Origin of the sequence: Serratia marcescens (genome assembly GCF_006715005.1) — a bacterium.
Taxonomy (GTDB): domain Bacteria; phylum Pseudomonadota; class Gammaproteobacteria; order Enterobacterales; family Enterobacteriaceae; genus Serratia; species Serratia montpellierensis.
Genome location: NZ_VFMJ01000001.1, coordinates 836,300 through 852,978, shown reverse-complemented (window position 1 = coordinate 852,978; position 16,679 = coordinate 836,300). Strand labels below are relative to the sequence as shown.

The window sequence follows — 16,679 nt, the reverse complement described above, 5'->3', positions numbered from 1 at the left end:
AAAATGCGATCTATCGATGCTGCTTATAGAACGCGGGGGACTGAATACCGGTGAAAAGGGAAAACCCCCACCGAACCTGAGATTTTACTCATTCATACTGCCTAATTTCCACTCCATTCGTGCTACTGAGAACCCTTATCAACCGGCCTTCAGACTGCATTCCAGAGCAAAAAAGATAAATAATTAACGGTACCGACTTCGTGTTACCACTCAATGAATTTAATAAATTCAATCAGTAAGATTTTTGCTTTAAATAATAATCTTATAACCACATAAACAATGCTTAAGGTAAAATATAAAGTAAAGCTAATGTAAATATGTCATTTTCCTTAGTGTGGTGCGCGAACCGGCACCCCGCTATCAGACTACTCCGGTATTATCGTTCCTTTACAGTTTATTGAAGCCTATTCTCCCTTTCGGCTTATCAGTTCACTGCTGCCGGCCGCGATCGCCGGCACGTCGCGTTTATCGATGCGGGATTTATCAGAACAAAACCCTAGTAAAATTATAGTTCATGAAATTATGAACCACAAAATAACTTTACCTTTGCTTATCATAACTAAAATCCCCCGTTACGACATACATTTGCACCAAAGGCGTGCAAAACCCTTCAAAAGCAACTACGCCAGGAGTACATTGGGCGAGTTGCGGCGTCCCACGGTAGGAGCGCCCCTATCCCAGCAAAAGGCTCAACTTTTTATGTCCCCCATTGAGAAATCCAGCAAACTGGACAACGTCTGCTATGACATTCGCGGCCCGGTGCTTAAAGAAGCTAAACGTCTTGAAGAAGAAGGCAACAAAGTCCTGAAACTGAACATCGGCAACCCTGCCCCGTTCGGTTTCGACGCCCCGGACGAAATCCTGGTCGACGTGATCCGCAATCTGCCCACGGCGCAAGGCTACTCCGATTCCAAAGGCCTCTTCTCGGCGCGTAAAGCGATCATGCAGCACTACCAGGCGCGCAACATGCGTGACGTGACCGTTGAGGATATCTACATTGGCAACGGCGTCTCGGAGCTGATCGTCCAATCCATGCAGGCGTTGCTCAACAGCGGCGACGAAATGCTGGTGCCGGCGCCGGACTACCCGCTGTGGACCGCCGCGGTATCGCTGTCCGGCGGCAAGGCCGTGCACTACCTGTGCGATGAGCAGGCCGGCTGGTTCCCGGATCTGGACGACATCATCAGCAAGATCACCCCGCGCACTCGCGGCATCGTGATCATCAACCCGAACAACCCGACCGGCGCGGTTTACAGCAAAGCGTTGCTGGAACAGATCGTCGAGATCGCCCGTCAACACAACCTGATCATCTTCGCCGACGAGATCTACGACAAGATCCTGTACGACGACGCCGAGCACCACTCGATCGCCGCACTGGCGCCGGATCTGCTGACCGTGACCTTCAACGGCCTATCGAAAACCTACCGCGTGGCGGGCTTCCGTCAGGGCTGGATGGTGCTGAACGGGCCGAAGAAGCACGCCAAAGGCTATATCGAAGGGCTGGAGATGCTGGCTTCGATGCGCCTGTGCGCCAACGTGCCGATGCAGCACGCCATTCAAACCGCGCTGGGCGGTTATCAGAGCATCAGCGAATTCATTCAGCCCGGCGGCCGTTTGTACGAACAGCGCAATCGCACCTGGGAACTGCTCAACGATATCCCGGGCGTCTCTTGCGTGAAGCCACAGGGCGCGCTGTATATGTTCCCGCGCATCGACGCCAAGCGCTTCAACATCCACGACGACCAGAAGCTGGTGCTGGATCTGCTGCTGCAGGAAAAAGTGCTGCTGGTGCAAGGCTCCGCGTTCAACTGGCCTTACCCGGATCACGTGCGTATCGTCACCCTGCCGCGCGTAGACGAACTGGAAATGGCGGTCGGCAAGCTGGGCCGCTTCCTGGAAGGTTACCACCAGTAATCGCCTGGGGCGCAGCGCCTTGCTGCGCCCTTCTCTCATTGCCCGGTTGCAAAATTCGCCGTCACTGCTTCACAATGGGGCCCTCACTTGCCGTTAAAGAGAGCACCATGAGCCAGAGCCATTTCTTCGCCCATCTGTCCCGCCTGAAACTGATCAACCGCTGGCCACTGATGCGCAACGTGCGTACCGAGAACGTCTCCGAACACAGTCTGCAGGTGGCCTTTGTCGCCCATGCGTTGGCAGTGATCAAGAACCGCAAATTCAACGGCAACCTCAATGCCGACCGCGTTGCGCTGTTGGCGATGTATCACGACGCCAGCGAAGTGATCACCGGCGACATGCCGACGCCGATCAAGTACTACAATCCGCAGATCGCCCACGAATACAAGAAGATCGAAAAGATCGCCCAGCAAAAGCTGCTGGACATGATCCCTGCGGAGCTGCGCAACGATTTTCGCACCATTCTCGATGAGCACTACTACAGTGAAGATGAAAAGCAGGTGGTCAAGCAGGCGGACGCGCTGTGTGCCTACCTGAAATGCCTGGAGGAACTCTCTGCCGGCAACAACGAATTCACCCTGGCCAAGGCGCGGCTGGATAAAACCCTGGAACAGCGCCGCAGCCCGGAAATGGACTACTTCATGGACGTGTTCATTCCCAGCTTCAGCCTGTCATTGGACGAAATCAGCCTCGACAGCTCGCTGTAACCCCGCGGGCGCAGCCTCGCTGCGCCGCTAAAAGCCGTAGAGCCATGGCACCACAATCACGCTGACCGCCATCACCAACAGGGTGAACGGCACGCCGAGACGCACGAAATCGCCGAACTTGTAATTGCCCGGCCCCAGCACCAGCGTGTTGACCGGTGAAGAGACCGGCGTCATAAAGGCGGCGGACGCAGCGATGGCGATGATCATCGCGAACGGGTATGGCGAGACGCCCATTTCGCGCGCGGCGGCAATGGCGATCGGCGCCATCAGCACCGCCGTCGCGGTATTGGAAATAAACAGGCCAATGGTGGCGCACAAGACAAACAGGCACAGCAGCATCACGCGCGGCCCCGCGCCGCCGGCGACGTCCATCAGCCCGCGGACGATCAGATCCACGCCGCCGGTCTTTTGCAGCGCCTGCGCGAACGGCATCATGCCGACGATCAAAATGATGCTCGGCCAATGGATCGACTTATAGGCGCTCTCCATGTCGATACAGCGGAACTTGCCCATCAGCAGGCAGGCGATCAGCGCCGCGATCGGGTTGGGAATTTCGTCGGTCAGCATCATCGCCACCATCAACGCCAGGCAAAACAGTGCGTGCGGCGCCTGGGTGATCGCCGGCGCCACTTCGTCCACTTCGGCCGGCAGGTTGAGCACGATAAAGTCGTGGGTTTTGGCCTGCAGCTGACGAATCGCCTTCCAGTCGCCGATCACCAGCAAAATGTCGCCCAGCTCCAGCGGCTCGTCCACCAGCTTGCCGCTCAGGGTCTCGCCGTGGCGGCGGATGCCCACCACATTCAGATCGTAGCGGCTGCGGAACGCCGCTTCGCGCAGGCTTTTGCCCAGCAGCGCCGAGTCCGGGATCAGCGACACTTCGGCCATGCCGACGTTGCGCGACTGTTCAGAGAAGTAATCACCGCGCAGCACCATCGGCTCCAGCCGCTGCTCGCCGCAGAATTCGCGCAGATCGACCTGGCTGTCCGACATGTCGATCAAGAGGACGTCGCCCTCGCGCAGCTCGGTGCTGCCGGAGGCGCTGACCATCACCCGCCGGAAGCGTTTCCAGCGCTCGATGCCCACCACGTTGGCGCCATAGCGCGCACGCAGGTGCAGTTCATCCAGCGAACGCCCGATCAGCGGCGAAGCGCTGCGGACAGCCAGCCGCCGCGCGCGGCCGGTCAGCTTGTAGTCGCGGATCAAATCGCGGAAGGTGCGGCGCTGCCAATCATCGCCGGCTTTGCCCGTGTCGCCGCTGCCCAGCCAACGCCGGGCGATCAGCATGTAGCCGACGCCCAGCGCCAACACCACCAGGCCAATGGGCGTCACGCTGAAGAAACCGAAACCATGGATGCCTTCCCGCACCAGTTCGCTGTTGACCACCATGTTGGGCGGCGTGGCCACCAGCGTCATCATGCCGCTGATAAGCCCAGCGAAGCTGAGCGGCATCATCAGCCGCCCCGGCGCAATCTTCATTCTGGCCGTCACGCTGAGCACCACCGGGATAAAGATCGCCACCACGCCGGTCGAGCTCATGAACGCGCCCAGCCCGGCGACCGTGACCATCAGCAGCATCAACATTTTGGTTTCGCTGCTGCCGGCCACTTTCACCAGCCAGTCGCCCACCTGATAGGCCACGCCGGTACGCACCAACCCTTCGCCGATCACGAACAGCGCGGCGATCAAAATCACGTTGGGATCGCTGAAACCGACCGTCGCTTCTTGCAGGCTGAGCGTGCCGCTCAGCACGAAGGCGATGATCACCAACAGCGCCACCACATCCATCCGCAGCTTGTTGGTGGTAAACAGCACGATGGCAATCAGCAGTAAACTCAGCACCCACAGTAATTCGCTGTTCAAAACGGCCTCATCCGACAAATGTCCAAGGGTCTAAAAAATAGCATAAAAAAACCCCGCCGAAGCGGGGTCTAATCAATTAGGGTGAAGATAATGCCGCTCAGGCCAGCCGGCGAACGATCGCACCCTGCGCCGTTTTATCAACGGCAATCTGCGCCAGCGAATCCAGCCGCAGGTCGACCTGCTCCAGCTTCGGCGCATCCGCCGGCGCGTTGACCGCAATCACCTGGCAGCCCGCCGCCAGGCCGGAGAGAATGCCGGCCGGCGCGTCTTCAACCACCACGCACTCGTGCGGCGCGAGCCCCAGGCGCTCGGCGCCCAGCAGATAGGCATCGGGCTGTGGCTTACCGTGTTTAACCTGTTCGGCGGTGATGAACACCGCCGGCAATGGCAAACCACCGGCCTGGCGGCGAGCGCCGGCCACCGGGACCGAACCGGAGGTGACGATCGCCCAAGGGATGCCGAGCGCGTTCAGGCGCTCCAGCAGCGCGATGGCGCCCGGCAGCGCGCGAACGCCGTCGGTATCCTGCGCTTCGGCCTGCTCCAGCAACTCGAACTCGCGCTGAATTTCCGCTTCGCTTTCGCCCGGCATAAAGTGGCGCAGAGAAGTAATGGCCTGTTTACCGTGAATGAAGTCCAGCACCGCGTGCGGATCGACGCCGCGGCGCTCGGCCCAGTGCGTCCAGGCGCGCTCTACCGCCGGCAATGAATCCACCAGGGTGCCATCAAGATCGAACAGAAAACCCTTACACTCCACAGAAAACCTCTTCTTAATCAAGCATTGATGATTTGCGCTATCTCAACGGCGCTCAAGTGATACTGGCGCGGACAGGCCAGCCAGATCGCCAGCATACGCTGGTACTTTTCCCACATTTTGGTCTGGGCGTTGAAACCGTGGCTGCCGGAATCGAAGTGAGTATAACGCCCCTCGGTGCTGACCAGGAAACGCACGTAGCTCAGGTAGCGCGCTTCGGTGGCGGCGTCGAAGCCGAGAAACGCCAGGCGGCGCTCGTCCAGATCCTGCTTCTCTTTCAGGTTGCCCCAGGAAACCTGCAGCGCATGGTGCATCTCCATCACGTTGATGATGGTGCGGCACACCTCTTCGCTCAGTTCGCCGAAGTCGCGATCCAGTTCGCGCATTTGCAAACCGAAGCCGCGTTCGACGATGGTTTGCAACCGGCGATAACGGTCGCCGTTGTCCGGATCGAGCAGGGTCATCATCTTGTACTGGTTCGACAGGATCAGCCGCTGGGCGTTGGTCATTTCCATCAGGATTTCCTCATTTCTGTGTGATGGCGGGAGCATCGCACAGCGCAAGAACGCAGGAAATCACAACTCGACCGTTCTTTGATTTAAACCGGGGTTATTGGCGCTTTGACGAGAAAGGCCGCATCAGCGCGGCCTTTTTTCATTTACAGATCGTCGAGGAAGGTTTTGTCCAGCTGCTTGAAAGCACGCTTGAGCAGATCGGCCAACGTCTGATAGGTCGGCGTGCCTTCGAGCGGCGCCACCGCCTGCCCGGCTTCCGTCAGCTTGTTGCGCACCTCATGGAACCATTGCAGCAGCGTCGGCGGCAGCGGCGTGACCGAACGGCGCCCCAGCCACCACAAGCCCTGCATCGGCAGGCTGCAGGCGAACAGCGCGGTGGCGATCGCCGGGCCAAGCTGGCCGCCGAGCGCGATCTGCCAGGTCAGCGTGAAAATCGCCAACGGCGGCATAAAACGGATAGCGAAACGGGTGGCACGCGCAACGCGGTTCTCCGGAAAGACCGGTGCCAGACGTTTGTCCGACGGCCAGGTTTTCATATAATGCTGCCCGCGCTGGAAGACCTGAAACCAGCTTACGGAACCGGACGGTTTGCTCGTCATTGCGTACCTCAACGTCACGTAAAGAAACTAAAAGCGTGCTGCCAGAGACCATACTAAAAAATTTGAAGCTTTAAATTTATTTTGTGTTTGCACCGGGCTATCGGTATCCTAAGCCGGCCTTGTGGCCGGTAGAAGATGACGCAAATTTTGTCAACTTTTAGCCCTATAAAAATCAAGATTATTTAAACCGCAGAGAAATCATCGGTTTTTCCATCATCCTGTGATTTGTGCACTTCACATGATGTTAATCATAAATGTCATCGGCACTATGCGCTACGCTTGTTGTCTGATTGACGATTAATTCACCACGTGTTTTCGATTTTCTTTTAACAACACGACTATTTAAGTAGGTACTTCCATGTCGAGTAAGCTAGTACTGGTTCTTAACTGCGGCAGTTCTTCTCTGAAATTCGCCATCATCGATGCCGTTAACGGCGACGAATTCCTCTCCGGTTTGGCCGAGTGTTTCCACCTGCCTGAAGCCCGCATCAAGTGGAAAATGGACGGCGCCAAACACGAAGCTGCCCTGGGGGCCGGCGCTGCACACAGCGAAGCGCTGAATTTCATTGTTAATACTATTCTGGCACAAAAACCAGAGCTTTCTGCGCAGCTGACCGCTATCGGCCACCGCATCGTGCACGGCGGCGAGAAGTTTACCGCTTCCGCCGTGATCAACGACGAAGTTCTGCAGGGTATCAAAGATTCCGTGCCGTTTGCACCACTGCACAACCCAGCTCACCTGATCGGCATCGCGGAAGCGCTGAAATCCTTCCCTAACCTGGCTGACAAGAACGTTGCCGTGTTCGACACCGCGTTCCACCAGACCATGCCGGAAGAATCTTACCTGTACGCCCTGCCGTACAGCCTGTACCGCGACCACGGCGTTCGCCGCTACGGCGCGCACGGCACCAGCCACTTCTACGTGACTCAAGAAGCCGCGAAGATGCTGAACAAGCCGGTAGAAGAAGTGAACGTGATCACTTGCCACCTGGGCAACGGCGGCTCCGTTACCGCAGTGCGCAACGGCCAGTGCGTTGATACCTCCATGGGTCTGACCCCGCTGGAAGGCCTGGTGATGGGCACCCGCAGCGGTGACATCGATCCGGCTATCATCTTCCACCTGCACGATTCTCTGGGCATGAGCGTTGACCAGATCAACAAGATGCTGACCAAAGAATCCGGCCTGCTGGGCCTGACCGAAGTCACCAGCGACTGCCGTTACGTTGAAGACAACTACGACAGCAAAGCCGACGCCAAACGCGCCATGGACGTGTTCTGCCACCGTCTGGCCAAATACGTCGGCGCCTACAGCGCGCTGATGGAAGGCCGTCTGGACGCGGTGATCTTCACCGGCGGCATCGGCGAGAACGCCGGCATGGTGCGTGAGCTGACCCTGAACAAACTGGGCCTGCTGGGCTTCGAAATCGACCACGACCGCAACATGGCCGCTCGCTTCGGCAAATCCGGCGCCATCACCAAAGACGGCAGCCGCCTGGCGCTGGTGATCCCGACCAACGAAGAGTTGGTCATCGCGCAGGACGCATCCCGCCTGACCGCGTAATGCTCTCAAAACACCGTCAGCCCAGGCTGACGGTGTTGTTTTAGCCTCATGTTAATCGTGAAGAGGACTATTCTGTGTCACGTACTATTATGTTGATCCCCACCGGCACCAGCGTCGGCCTGACCAGCGTCAGCCTGGGTGTCATCCGCTCCATGGAGCAAAAAGGCGTTCGTCTGAGCGTGTTCAAACCTATCGCTCAACCGCGCACCGGCGACAACGCGCTCGACCAGACCACCACCATCATCCGCAGCAGCAACTCCACCATTACGGCGGCCGAACCGCTGCGCATGGACTACGTTGAGGGCCTGCTGAGCTCCAACCAGCAAGACGTGCTGATGGAAGAGATCGTGGCGCGTTACCACGAGAACACCAAAGACGCGGAAGTGGTGCTGATCGAAGGCCTGGTGCCGACTCGCAAACACCAGTTCGCCAACGCGCTGAACTACGAGATCGCCAAAACCCTGAACGCCGAGATCGTCTTCGTGCTGGCGCTGGGCAACGACTCCCCGGCGCAGCTGAAAGAGCGCATCGAACTGGCGCGCACCAGCTTCGGCGGCAGCAAGAACAAAAACATCACCGGCGTTATCATCAACAAGCTGAACGCACCGGTCGACGATCAGGGCCGTACCCGTCCTGACCTGTCCGAAATCTTCGACGACTCCACCAAAGCCAGCATCGCCCACGTCGATCCTGCGCAGCTGTTCGCCAACAGCCCGCTGCCAGTTCTGGGCTGCGTGCCGTGGAGCTTCGATCTGATCGCCACCCGCGCCATCGACATGGCTCGCCACCTGAAGGCCCGCGTGGTCAACGAAGGCGACATCATGACTCGCCGCGTGAAGTCCGTGACCTTCTGTGCGCGCAGCATCCCGCACATGCTGGAACACTTCCGCCCAGGCTCTCTGCTGGTGACCTCCGCAGACCGTCCTGACGTGCTGGTCTCCGCCTGCCTGGCGGCGATGAACGGCGTGGAAATCGGCGCTATCCTGCTGACCGGCGGCTATGCTATCGACGAACCGATCAGAAAGCTGTGCGAACGTGCCTTCCAGACCGGCCTGCCGGTGTTCATGGTCGACACCAACACCTGGCAGACCTCGCTGAGCCTGCAGAGCTTCAACCTCGAAGTGCCGGCGGACGACCACCAGCGCATCGAGAAAGTGCAGAACTACGTGGCCAGCCACATCAACACCGAGTGGATCGACTCGCTGACCGCCACCTCCGAGCGTTCACGCCGCCTGTCTCCACCGGCGTTCCGTTACGAGCTGACCGAGCTGGCGCGTAAAGCCGGCAAACGCATCGTGCTGCCGGAAGGCGACGAGCCGCGTACCGTGAAAGCGGCGGCCATCTGTGCCGAACGCGGCATCGCGGAATGCGTGCTGCTCGGCAACCCGGACGAGATCCAGCGCGTAGCGGCAGCACAGGGCGTTGAGTTGGGCAAAGGCATCGAAATCGTCGATCCGGTCGCCGTACGTGAAAACTACGTGCCGCGTCTGGTTGAGCTGCGCAAGAGCAAGGGCATGACCGAAGTGGTCGCGCGCGAGCAGCTGGAAGACAACGTGGTGCTCGGCACCCTGATGCTGGAACAGGGCGAAGTCGACGGCCTGGTCTCCGGCGCGGTTCACACCACCGCCAACACCATTCGTCCGCCGTTGCAGCTGATCAAAACCGCGCCGGGCAGCTCGCTGGTGTCCTCCGTGTTCTTCATGCTGCTGCCTGACCAGGTACTGGTCTACGGCGACTGCGCGATCAACCCGGATCCGACCGCCGAGCAGCTGTCTGAAATCGCCATCCAGTCTGCGGATTCCGCCGCGGCCTTCGGCATCGAGCCGCGCGTAGCGATGATCTCCTACTCCACCGGTAACTCCGGTGCGGGCAGCGACGTTGAGAAAGTGCGCGAAGCGACCCGTCTGGCGCAGGAAAAACGCCCGGATCTGATCATCGACGGCCCGCTGCAGTACGACGCCGCCATCATGGCCGACGTTGCCAAGTCCAAGGCGCCGAACTCACCGGTGGCCGGCCAGGCGACCGTGTTCATCTTCCCGGATTTGAACACCGGCAACACCACCTACAAAGCGGTACAGCGCTCCGCTGACCTGGTTTCCATCGGCCCGATGCTGCAAGGCATGCGCAAGCCGGTGAACGACCTGTCGCGCGGCGCACTGGTTGACGATATCGTCTACACCGTCGCGCTGACGGCGATCCAGTCTTCCCAGGCTGACGCTGCCGCCAAGGCGTAATAAACCGTTAAAAAAAGCCAGTCAGGATTACCTGACTGGCTTTTTTATGCCTGATATTCTTGTGATTATGCTGTTTTAGACAATACCCGCCAAATCAGCTGCGCCCATCATCATCGCCAGGCACTGACACCCCTTGCAGAAAAATCAATGGTAGGCATGATGGGTGTTTGGCTGTTCGTGGCATAGAAAAATGCCGAATTCGTAAAGGAATACACCTTCCCGGAAAAATTGATGGTGATGCGGTTACCCTCACCAAGGATAGTTGCATCAGCCCGATCTGCCGTCAAAATTGGCGCGCTTTGACTCAGCACGTTGATAGGGTCCCCATCCAGGCTTCTGTTCAAATAGTAACGATACACATCCGTGTCAGTGGCCCCCGCATTCTGGTACTCGGTGACATAGAGCCAAATCTCGTCGGTCAACTGCTTTTTGCTGTAGAGCTTATCGTCATAAGTATCGCGGGTGGCATACCAATACCCCGCAAAGCCAACGACAATAACCAACAAAACCGTCGTCAATAGCCGATGAGCCCATTTAGTAACCATGCCGAGTTGCATAATCAATTCCTTGTTTGATCCAATATTGATCCTGAGGGTCATCACCATACGGCGGACGTTGATACCAATGACTCCATTCTGACCGCGATGTTCCTGCCCGTGACTGAGCAAATCCAGCGCCCATCAACAAAATATCTGCGGGAATTCCAGCCGCGGTACCGGTTGCACCATAATTGAAATTACCAAAGTTAGCCAATGCGCGATTTTGCTGTTTGTAATCCCAAGGGCCCCGATTTTTTACCTGATGGTAGAACCAATAGTAAGTACCAGGCAACGCCATGTTACGCGGTTGCCCCTGCCTGCGCGCCTCGCGCAAGTTTCTGGCAAGAACAGTAAAACCGCCTGGCGGCAGTAATGGAACTACGGCCATAATCTCCTCCTTGAGAGTTGGATGTCATTCACGAAATAAATATAACTAATTGTATTTATTGATCTATTTTTCAATTATCATGTTTTATTCCTATATTGGCCAGTTATTATCAATAAAAAAAGAAAAAGTCCCCTAGGGGACTTTGCAATGGGTAACATGTTGATCAACGTCTCAGGGCAGAACACCTCGCGGGTAATAACCGATTCGATTACCGAAGAGAATGCAGGTAATTCCTATTCTGCTTTACAACAGCTGCCCGGCGGCCTCCAGAATATGCTCGGCGGTCAGGCCGTACTCCTGCTGTAAAAACGCCTGGGTGCCCACCTGGCCGTAACGCTCCTTCACCCCCACGCGCCGCATCGGCGTCGGGCACTCTTCGGCCAGCACCTCCGCCACTGCGGATCCCAGCCCGTTATGAATGCTGTGGTTTTCACAGGTGACGATGCGTCCGGTCTTGGCCGCGTAGGTTTTGATCAGTTCACGGTCGATAGGCTTGAGGGTGAACATATCGATCACCGCCGCGCTGACGCCCTGCTGCGCCAGCATCTGCGCCGCCTTCAGCGCCTCCGCCACCATGATGCCGTTGGCGATCAGCGTGACGTCTTCGCCGTCGCGCAGCAGGTTGCCCTTGCCGATGGTAAAGCGTGAGCCTTCCTGGTAGATGCGCGTCGCCTGCTTGCGGATGGTGCGCACCCAGTAGAAACCGCGCAGATCCATCAACTGGCGCAGAATGTCGGCGAACATGGTGGCGTCGGTCACTTCCAGCACCACCGAATGCGCCAGCCCGCGTACGATGCCCATGTCCTCGAACGACATGTGGGTACCGCCGTTGTGGCAGGCGCTCACCCCCGCATCGGAGGCGATCACCTTGACGTTGTTGCGCTGATAATCCAGCGACATGAACAGCTGATCGAAACAGCGGCGGCTGGCGAAAGCGGTAAAGGTATGCACGAACGGCACCCGGCCGGTGAGCGACAGCCCGGCGGCGACGCCAATCACGTTGGCCTCCATGATGCCGCAGTTGATCACGTGCTGCGGGTGATCCTTGTGTACGCCGTCCATCGCCATCGAGCTCATCAAATCCGCCTCCAGCGCGATGATCGGCGCGCCCGCTTCAATCTGCCGACGCACCGCGCCGGCATAGACTTTGCGCATTTCGACGGCGTCGTTTTCCAACTGCGTCACTACGTTAAACATGGGCAGCCTCCAGTTCGGCGATGGCTTTTTCGATTTCCAGCTGCACGTCCGGCGTCAGGCGCAGGTGGTGTGAGTTCGACAGGTTTTCCAGATAGGTCACCCCCTGTCCCTTGATGCTGTCGAGCACGATCGCCAGCGGCCGCTGTTCACCGCCGCGCGCCGGCGCCACCGCCGCCAGCAGCGCCGCGATGTCGTCGCCCTTGATGGTCTGCACCTCAAAGCCGAAAGCGCGGAACTTGGCGGCCAGATCGAACGGTTGGATCACCTCGTCCAGCGCGCCGTCCAGCTGTTGCTTGTTGTAATCGATGAACAGCGTCAGGTTGTTCAGGTTGTGGTGGGCGATAAACTGGAACGCCTCCCAGCACTGCCCTTCGTTCAACTCACCGTCGCCGAGGATGCTGAACACCCGGTTACGACGCCCCGCCAGCCGATGGGATAACGCCATGCCGGCGGCGATCGACACGCCCTGCCCCAGCGAGCCGGTGGTGGCGTCCACGCCGCGCGTGCGCAATCGGTCCGGGTGGCTAGGCAGACGCGTGCCGTTCTGGTTGAGGGTCTTCAGCTCCGCCACCGGGAAGTAGCCCTTGATCGCCAGCGTGCTGTACAGCGCCGGGCCGGCGTGCCCTTTCGACAGCACGAAGTCATCGCGCTCCGGCCAGTCCGGATCCGCCGGATCGATACGCATCACGCTGCCGTACAGTACCGCCAGCGTCTCCACCACCGACATGCAGCCGCCGTAGTGACCGAAGCCCAGCCCGGTCAGCGCTTTCAGCGTTTCCAAGCGGATCGCCCGCGCCAGGGCGTGCAGCTCTTCAATTTCCGTTTCGCTCGTTATGTAGTTCATCAGTCTGCCCTCGTTATTTCTCGACGCGGTCAGCGGCCGGTGCGCCTTTGCGTTTTCCCAGGAAGTTATGCGCCACCAGCAGCGCGAACACGGCGACGATCGCCAGCATGATCATCTCCTTCGACATAAAGCGCGCCATGTTGCCCAGCAAGATGCCGATCGCGCCGAAGTCGGCGTCGGAGAAGGTGGTGTTGGCAAAGCCCAGCGCCCCCAGCACCGGCAGCAGCAATACCGGCAGGAAGGTGATCAGCAGCCCGTTGGCGAAGGCGCCCAGCATTGCGCCGCGCCGCCCGCCGGTGGCGTTGCCGAACACCCCGGCGGTAGCGCCGGTGAAGAAGTGCGGCACCACGCCAGGCAGGATCAGCACCATCTTCAGCTGTCCCAGCAGGAACAGCCCGGCCAATCCGCCGAGGAAGCTGAACAGGAAGCCGATCAGCACCGCGTTGGGGGCATAGGGATAGACCACCGGGCAATCCAGCGCCGGCCGCGCGTTAGGCACCAGTTTTTCCGAGAAGCCGGTGAACGCCGGCACGATTTCCGCCAGAATCAGGCGCACGCCCTGCAGGATGATGAACACCCCGGCGGCGAAGGTGATGGCCTGAATGATCGAATACACCAGGTAATTCTGGCCGCCGCTGAGCTCGCTCTCCACATAGGCCCGCCCGGCGCAGATCGCCAGGATCAGGTAGATGACGATCATGGTCATCGAGATCGAAATGGAACTGTCGCGCAGGAAGCTGAGGTTTTTCGGCAGGTTCATCTCCTCGGTCGAGCGCGAATTTTTACCCACCTTCGAGCCGATCCAGCCGGACAGCACGTAGCCCAGGGTGCCAAAGTGGCCGAAGGCGATATCGTCGTTGCCGGTGATGCGACGCATATAACGCTGGGCGATCGCCGGGAAGAACGCCATCACCAGCCCCAGGGTCAGCGCACCGGTAAACACCAGCTGCACGCCCTCAAAGCCCGCCACCGTCAGGATGATGCCGATCATGCAGGCCATGTAGAAGGTGTGGTGGCCGGTGAGAAAGATGTATTTCAGCCGGGTAAAGCGCGCCACCACGATATTCGCCACCATGCCGAACGCCATGATCAGCGCAGTGGAGGCGCCATATTTCTCCAGCGCGATGGAGACGATCGCCTCGTTGTTCGGAATGATGCCTTGAATATTAAACGCATGTTCGAACATGCCGCCCAGCGGATTGAGCGACCCGACCAATACCGTGGCGCCACCGCCCAAGACGATAAAGCCGAGAATGGTTTTTACCGTGCCTTTCACCACGTCGGAAAACGATTTCTTTTGCGCCAGCAAACCGATCAGCGCAATAAGCCCGACCAGTACCGAAGGCACCTTTAATATATCCACCACAAACTTAAGCGTTTCCTGGATAAACATATCCACCTCGCCAATCGTTTTATTCAGATGATTGAGTGGGCTTCGAAGTAAGCGCGCAGCTTGGCTTCCAGCTCATTGATGTCGATGATGTTGCTGATCACTACCAGCTGCTCGGCCGGTACGCTGGCGCTGTCGGCGATGTCTTTCGCCATTACGAACACGTCAGCAGCGCCGGGGGTAGCAGACGACAGATCGGAGTGTTCGACCTCGGCCTCCACCCCCATCTTTTTCAGCACTTTTTTAATGTTCATTTCCACCATAAAACTGCTGCCGAGACCGGAACCGCAAATCGCCATGATTTTCATAATATCCACCTGTTGAATTTAGCGTGTAGGGTAGCGCCGCCGGTCATATTCCCGGCGTTGTTAGCATTAATCGTGTTCCTGGTGATTAAACGTTAATAGCGGGCGATAATATCCTCAATTTGCCGTTTATCTGTGGCGTGAAATAACGCCTCCATCGCCGAGTTATCTGAAAATAATTCCGCCAATTGCGAAATCATTTCAATGTGGCTGTTGCCGTCGGGCGCCGAAAGCATCACCACCACCTGAACCGGATCGTTATCCGCGGAATGGAAATTCACGCCCTGATGGATCTTCAACAGCGACAGCCCCAGCGCGTTGGCGCCCTCCTCCGGCCTGGCGTGCGGCATCGCGATGCCCGGCGCCAGGACGAAGTAAGGGCCGAGCTTCTCCTGCTGATGAAAGATAGCCGTCAGGTAATTCGGCGTAATCACGCCGCCTTGCAGCAGCGGCTGCGCGCTCAGCGTGACCGCCTGGCGCCAGTCCTCCACCCGTTCGCACAGCTGTATATGATCGGCGGTCAGCCACTCTTTCAGCACATTACCCTCTCAAACGTTGATGGTTTCGGCCGGTGATTAATTCACCGACGACGGTAAAACTTTAATCAACCCCTCTCGGCGACACAGTGATGGATATCACAAAGATAGCGCTACCAAAGCGCTATCATGCGGATCTGTGATAGCGCTATCAAAACACCGCGTGGCGGCATGGCGTTAACCACAATTTTTTCTCGCTCTTTCGGGTAACGGGGTAGAATGTGCCGCATACGGGGATCGTCGAAGCCGCGCCGTCGGCTTCCCACCCTCACCATTTTTATGCGCCGCTCGCGCATTTCAGTCGGGATTAGGCATGTCGATCGGTAAAAAACGACGCAGCACAGGCAGGGTGACGTTGGCTGACGTAGCGCAGCTGGCGGGCGTCGGCACCATGACGGTGTCGCGCGCGCTGCGCACGCCGGAGCAGGTTTCAGACAAACTGCGCGAGAAGATCGACGCGGCGGTAAACGAACTGGGTTACCTGCCCAATCTGGCCGCCAGCTCGCTGGCGTCAGCGTCCTCTTACACCATCGCCATGGTGGTGCCCAGCCTGTCCGAATCCGGCTGCGCCGAGATGTTCGCCGGCCTGCAGAAAGTGCTGCAGCCGGCCGGTTATCACATCATGCTGGCGGAATCGCAGCATCACCTCGAACGCGAAGAAAAACTGCTGGAGACCCTGCTTTCTTACAACCTGGCGGCGGCGGTGCTGCTCAGCGTCGAGCATTCGCAAAATGCCCGCAACGCGCTCATCGCCGCCAACATTCCGGTGGTGGAGATCGGTGCCGTGCGCGCCGATCCGATCGACATGAGCATCGGCATCGATTACGTGGCGGCGATGTATCAGCTGACGCAAACGGTGATCGCCAGCGGCTACCAGAATATCGGGCTGCTGTGCGCCAACCAGGAACAGTGGATTTTCCAGCAGCACCTGCAGGGCTGGCACAAAGCGCTGCTGCGCAACCATATGTCGCCGCATCGGGTCATCAACGCCGCGCAGACCGCCAGCTTCAGCACCGGCGCGCAGCAGCTGCCGGAATTCTTGCTCGCCTGGCCGGAGCTGGACGCGCTGGTGTGCGCCTCGGACGAACTGGCCGGCGGCGCGCTGTATGAATGCCAGCGGCGGCGCATCAAGGTGCCGGACAATCTGGCGGTGGTGGGGTTCGGCAACAGCGAGTTCAGCCGGGTGTGCCAGCCGCCGCTGACCACCATGACCATTCCGCATCGCGATATCGGCATTCAGGCCGGCCAGGCGCTGCTGGCGCGCCTGAACGAGCAGCCCTGGCTGCCGGAAGGCACCCTGCCCGCCACGCTGTGCCGCCGCGACAGCTGCTGAATCCGC

The 16,679-nt window shown here is 58.7% G+C and carries 16 protein-coding genes; 5 read left to right on the top strand and 11 right to left on the bottom strand.

The annotated features are described in order from the left end of the window. The first annotated feature begins 699 nt into the window (after positions 1–699). Positions 700–1,914: a pyridoxal phosphate-dependent aminotransferase gene (locus tag FHU12_RS04130; RefSeq protein WP_025303665.1), complete on the top strand. Its 1,215-nt coding sequence runs from the start codon at positions 700–702 to the stop codon at positions 1,912–1,914. A 107-nt stretch (positions 1,915–2,021) separates the two neighbouring features. Next, positions 2,022–2,621, top strand: a complete 600-nt coding sequence (gene yfbR, locus FHU12_RS04125; RefSeq protein WP_025303666.1) for a 5'-deoxynucleotidase — start codon at positions 2,022–2,024, stop codon at positions 2,619–2,621. A 27-nt stretch (positions 2,622–2,648) separates the two neighbouring features. On the opposite strand, the gene FHU12_RS04120 is transcribed toward yfbR, so the two are convergent. From FHU12_RS04120 to yfbV, 4 genes are all read right to left on the bottom strand, one after another. Then, positions 2,649–4,481: an SLC13 family permease gene (locus FHU12_RS04120; RefSeq protein WP_043140070.1), complete on the bottom strand. Its 1,833-nt coding sequence runs from the start codon at positions 4,479–4,481 to the stop codon at positions 2,649–2,651. Between the two features lie 97 nt (positions 4,482–4,578). Beyond that, positions 4,579–5,235, bottom strand: coding sequence for a sugar phosphatase (locus FHU12_RS04115; RefSeq protein ID WP_141967586.1), 657 nt, complete (start codon positions 5,233–5,235; stop codon positions 4,579–4,581). Between the two features lie 17 nt (positions 5,236–5,252). After that, positions 5,253–5,747: a YfbU family protein gene (locus FHU12_RS04110; RefSeq protein WP_016926898.1), complete on the bottom strand. Its 495-nt coding sequence runs from the start codon at positions 5,745–5,747 to the stop codon at positions 5,253–5,255. 143 nt (positions 5,748–5,890) lie between these two features. Beyond that, complete coding sequence (gene yfbV / locus FHU12_RS04105) at positions 5,891–6,346, bottom strand: terminus macrodomain insulation protein YfbV (RefSeq protein ID WP_004936061.1); 456 nt, start codon at positions 6,344–6,346, stop codon at positions 5,891–5,893. Between the two features lie 358 nt (positions 6,347–6,704). Between yfbV and ackA the strand changes: the two genes are divergently transcribed. Together ackA and pta are read left to right on the top strand one after the other, a co-directional pair. Further along, positions 6,705–7,907, top strand: coding sequence for an acetate kinase (gene ackA / locus FHU12_RS04100; protein WP_025303669.1), 1,203 nt, complete (start codon positions 6,705–6,707; stop codon positions 7,905–7,907). 74 nt (positions 7,908–7,981) lie between these two features. Next, positions 7,982–10,141, top strand: coding sequence for a phosphate acetyltransferase (gene pta, locus FHU12_RS04095; RefSeq protein ID WP_141967583.1), 2,160 nt, complete (start codon positions 7,982–7,984; stop codon positions 10,139–10,141). 110 nt (positions 10,142–10,251) lie between these two features. Here the strand turns inward: pta and FHU12_RS04090 are convergent, their stop codons facing one another. The 7 genes from FHU12_RS04090 to FHU12_RS04060 all read right to left on the bottom strand — a co-directional run bounded on the left by FHU12_RS04090 (position 10,252) and on the right by FHU12_RS04060 (position 15,343). After that, positions 10,252–10,698, bottom strand: coding sequence for a hypothetical protein (locus FHU12_RS04090; RefSeq protein ID WP_185742273.1), 447 nt, complete (start codon positions 10,696–10,698; stop codon positions 10,252–10,254). After that, on the bottom strand, positions 10,676–11,068 hold the full coding sequence (locus FHU12_RS04085; protein ID WP_141967581.1) for a polymorphic toxin type 44 domain-containing protein: 393 nt from the start codon (positions 11,066–11,068) through the stop codon (positions 10,676–10,678). The genes FHU12_RS04090 and FHU12_RS04085 overlap by 23 nt, the downstream gene beginning before the upstream one ends. A gap of 243 nt (positions 11,069–11,311) precedes the next feature. Next, positions 11,312–12,265, bottom strand: a complete 954-nt coding sequence (locus FHU12_RS04080; RefSeq protein WP_141967579.1) for a transketolase family protein — start codon at positions 12,263–12,265, stop codon at positions 11,312–11,314. Further along, positions 12,258–13,109, bottom strand: a complete 852-nt coding sequence (locus FHU12_RS04075) for a transketolase (RefSeq protein ID WP_141967577.1) — start codon at positions 13,107–13,109, stop codon at positions 12,258–12,260. The genes FHU12_RS04080 and FHU12_RS04075 overlap by 8 nt, the downstream gene beginning before the upstream one ends. 13 nt (positions 13,110–13,122) lie before the next feature. Beyond that, complete coding sequence (locus FHU12_RS04070; protein ID WP_004936074.1) at positions 13,123–14,502, bottom strand: PTS ascorbate transporter subunit IIC; 1,380 nt, start codon at positions 14,500–14,502, stop codon at positions 13,123–13,125. A 23-nt stretch (positions 14,503–14,525) separates the two neighbouring features. Further along, positions 14,526–14,807 carry a PTS sugar transporter subunit IIB gene (locus tag FHU12_RS04065; protein ID WP_025303676.1) on the bottom strand — a complete coding sequence of 94 codons (282 nt, stop codon included), beginning with the start codon at positions 14,805–14,807 and terminating at the stop codon, positions 14,526–14,528. A gap of 92 nt (positions 14,808–14,899) precedes the next feature. Next, positions 14,900–15,343, bottom strand: a complete 444-nt coding sequence (locus tag FHU12_RS04060; protein WP_025303677.1) for a PTS sugar transporter subunit IIA — start codon at positions 15,341–15,343, stop codon at positions 14,900–14,902. Positions 15,344–15,653: 310 nt separating this feature from the next. Between FHU12_RS04060 and FHU12_RS04055 the strand changes: the two genes are divergently transcribed. Then, on the top strand, positions 15,654–16,673 hold the full coding sequence (locus tag FHU12_RS04055; RefSeq protein WP_141967575.1) for a LacI family DNA-binding transcriptional regulator: 1,020 nt from the start codon (positions 15,654–15,656) through the stop codon (positions 16,671–16,673). The last annotated feature ends 6 nt before the right edge of the window (positions 16,674–16,679 follow it).

Excerpts from the sequence above, each read along its gene's own strand:
- FHU12_RS04065 (WP_025303676.1), bottom strand. The coding sequence starts at position 14,807 with ATGAAAATCATGGCGATTTGCGGTTCCGGTCTCGGCAGCAGTTTTATG.
- ackA (WP_025303669.1), top strand. The coding sequence starts at position 6,705 with ATGTCGAGTAAGCTAGTACTGGTTCTTAACTGCGGCAGTTCTTCTCTG.
- FHU12_RS04130 (WP_025303665.1), top strand. The coding sequence starts at position 700 with ATGTCCCCCATTGAGAAATCCAGCAAACTGGACAACGTCTGCTATGAC.
- FHU12_RS04110 (WP_016926898.1), bottom strand. The coding sequence starts at position 5,747 with ATGGAAATGACCAACGCCCAGCGGCTGATCCTGTCGAACCAGTACAAG.
- FHU12_RS04090 (WP_185742273.1), bottom strand. The coding sequence starts at position 10,698 with ATGCAACTCGGCATGGTTACTAAATGGGCTCATCGGCTATTGACGACG.
- FHU12_RS04080 (WP_141967579.1), bottom strand. The coding sequence starts at position 12,265 with ATGTTTAACGTAGTGACGCAGTTGGAAAACGACGCCGTCGAAATGCGC.
- FHU12_RS04055 (WP_141967575.1), top strand. The coding sequence starts at position 15,654 with ATGTCGATCGGTAAAAAACGACGCAGCACAGGCAGGGTGACGTTGGCT.
- yfbV (WP_004936061.1), bottom strand. The coding sequence starts at position 6,346 with ATGACGAGCAAACCGTCCGGTTCCGTAAGCTGGTTTCAGGTCTTCCAG.
- FHU12_RS04070 (WP_004936074.1), bottom strand. The coding sequence starts at position 14,502 with ATGTTTATCCAGGAAACGCTTAAGTTTGTGGTGGATATATTAAAGGTG.
- FHU12_RS04075 (WP_141967577.1), bottom strand. The coding sequence starts at position 13,109 with ATGAACTACATAACGAGCGAAACGGAAATTGAAGAGCTGCACGCCCTG.
- yfbR (WP_025303666.1), top strand. The coding sequence starts at position 2,022 with ATGAGCCAGAGCCATTTCTTCGCCCATCTGTCCCGCCTGAAACTGATC.
- FHU12_RS04085 (WP_141967581.1), bottom strand. The coding sequence starts at position 11,068 with ATGGCCGTAGTTCCATTACTGCCGCCAGGCGGTTTTACTGTTCTTGCC.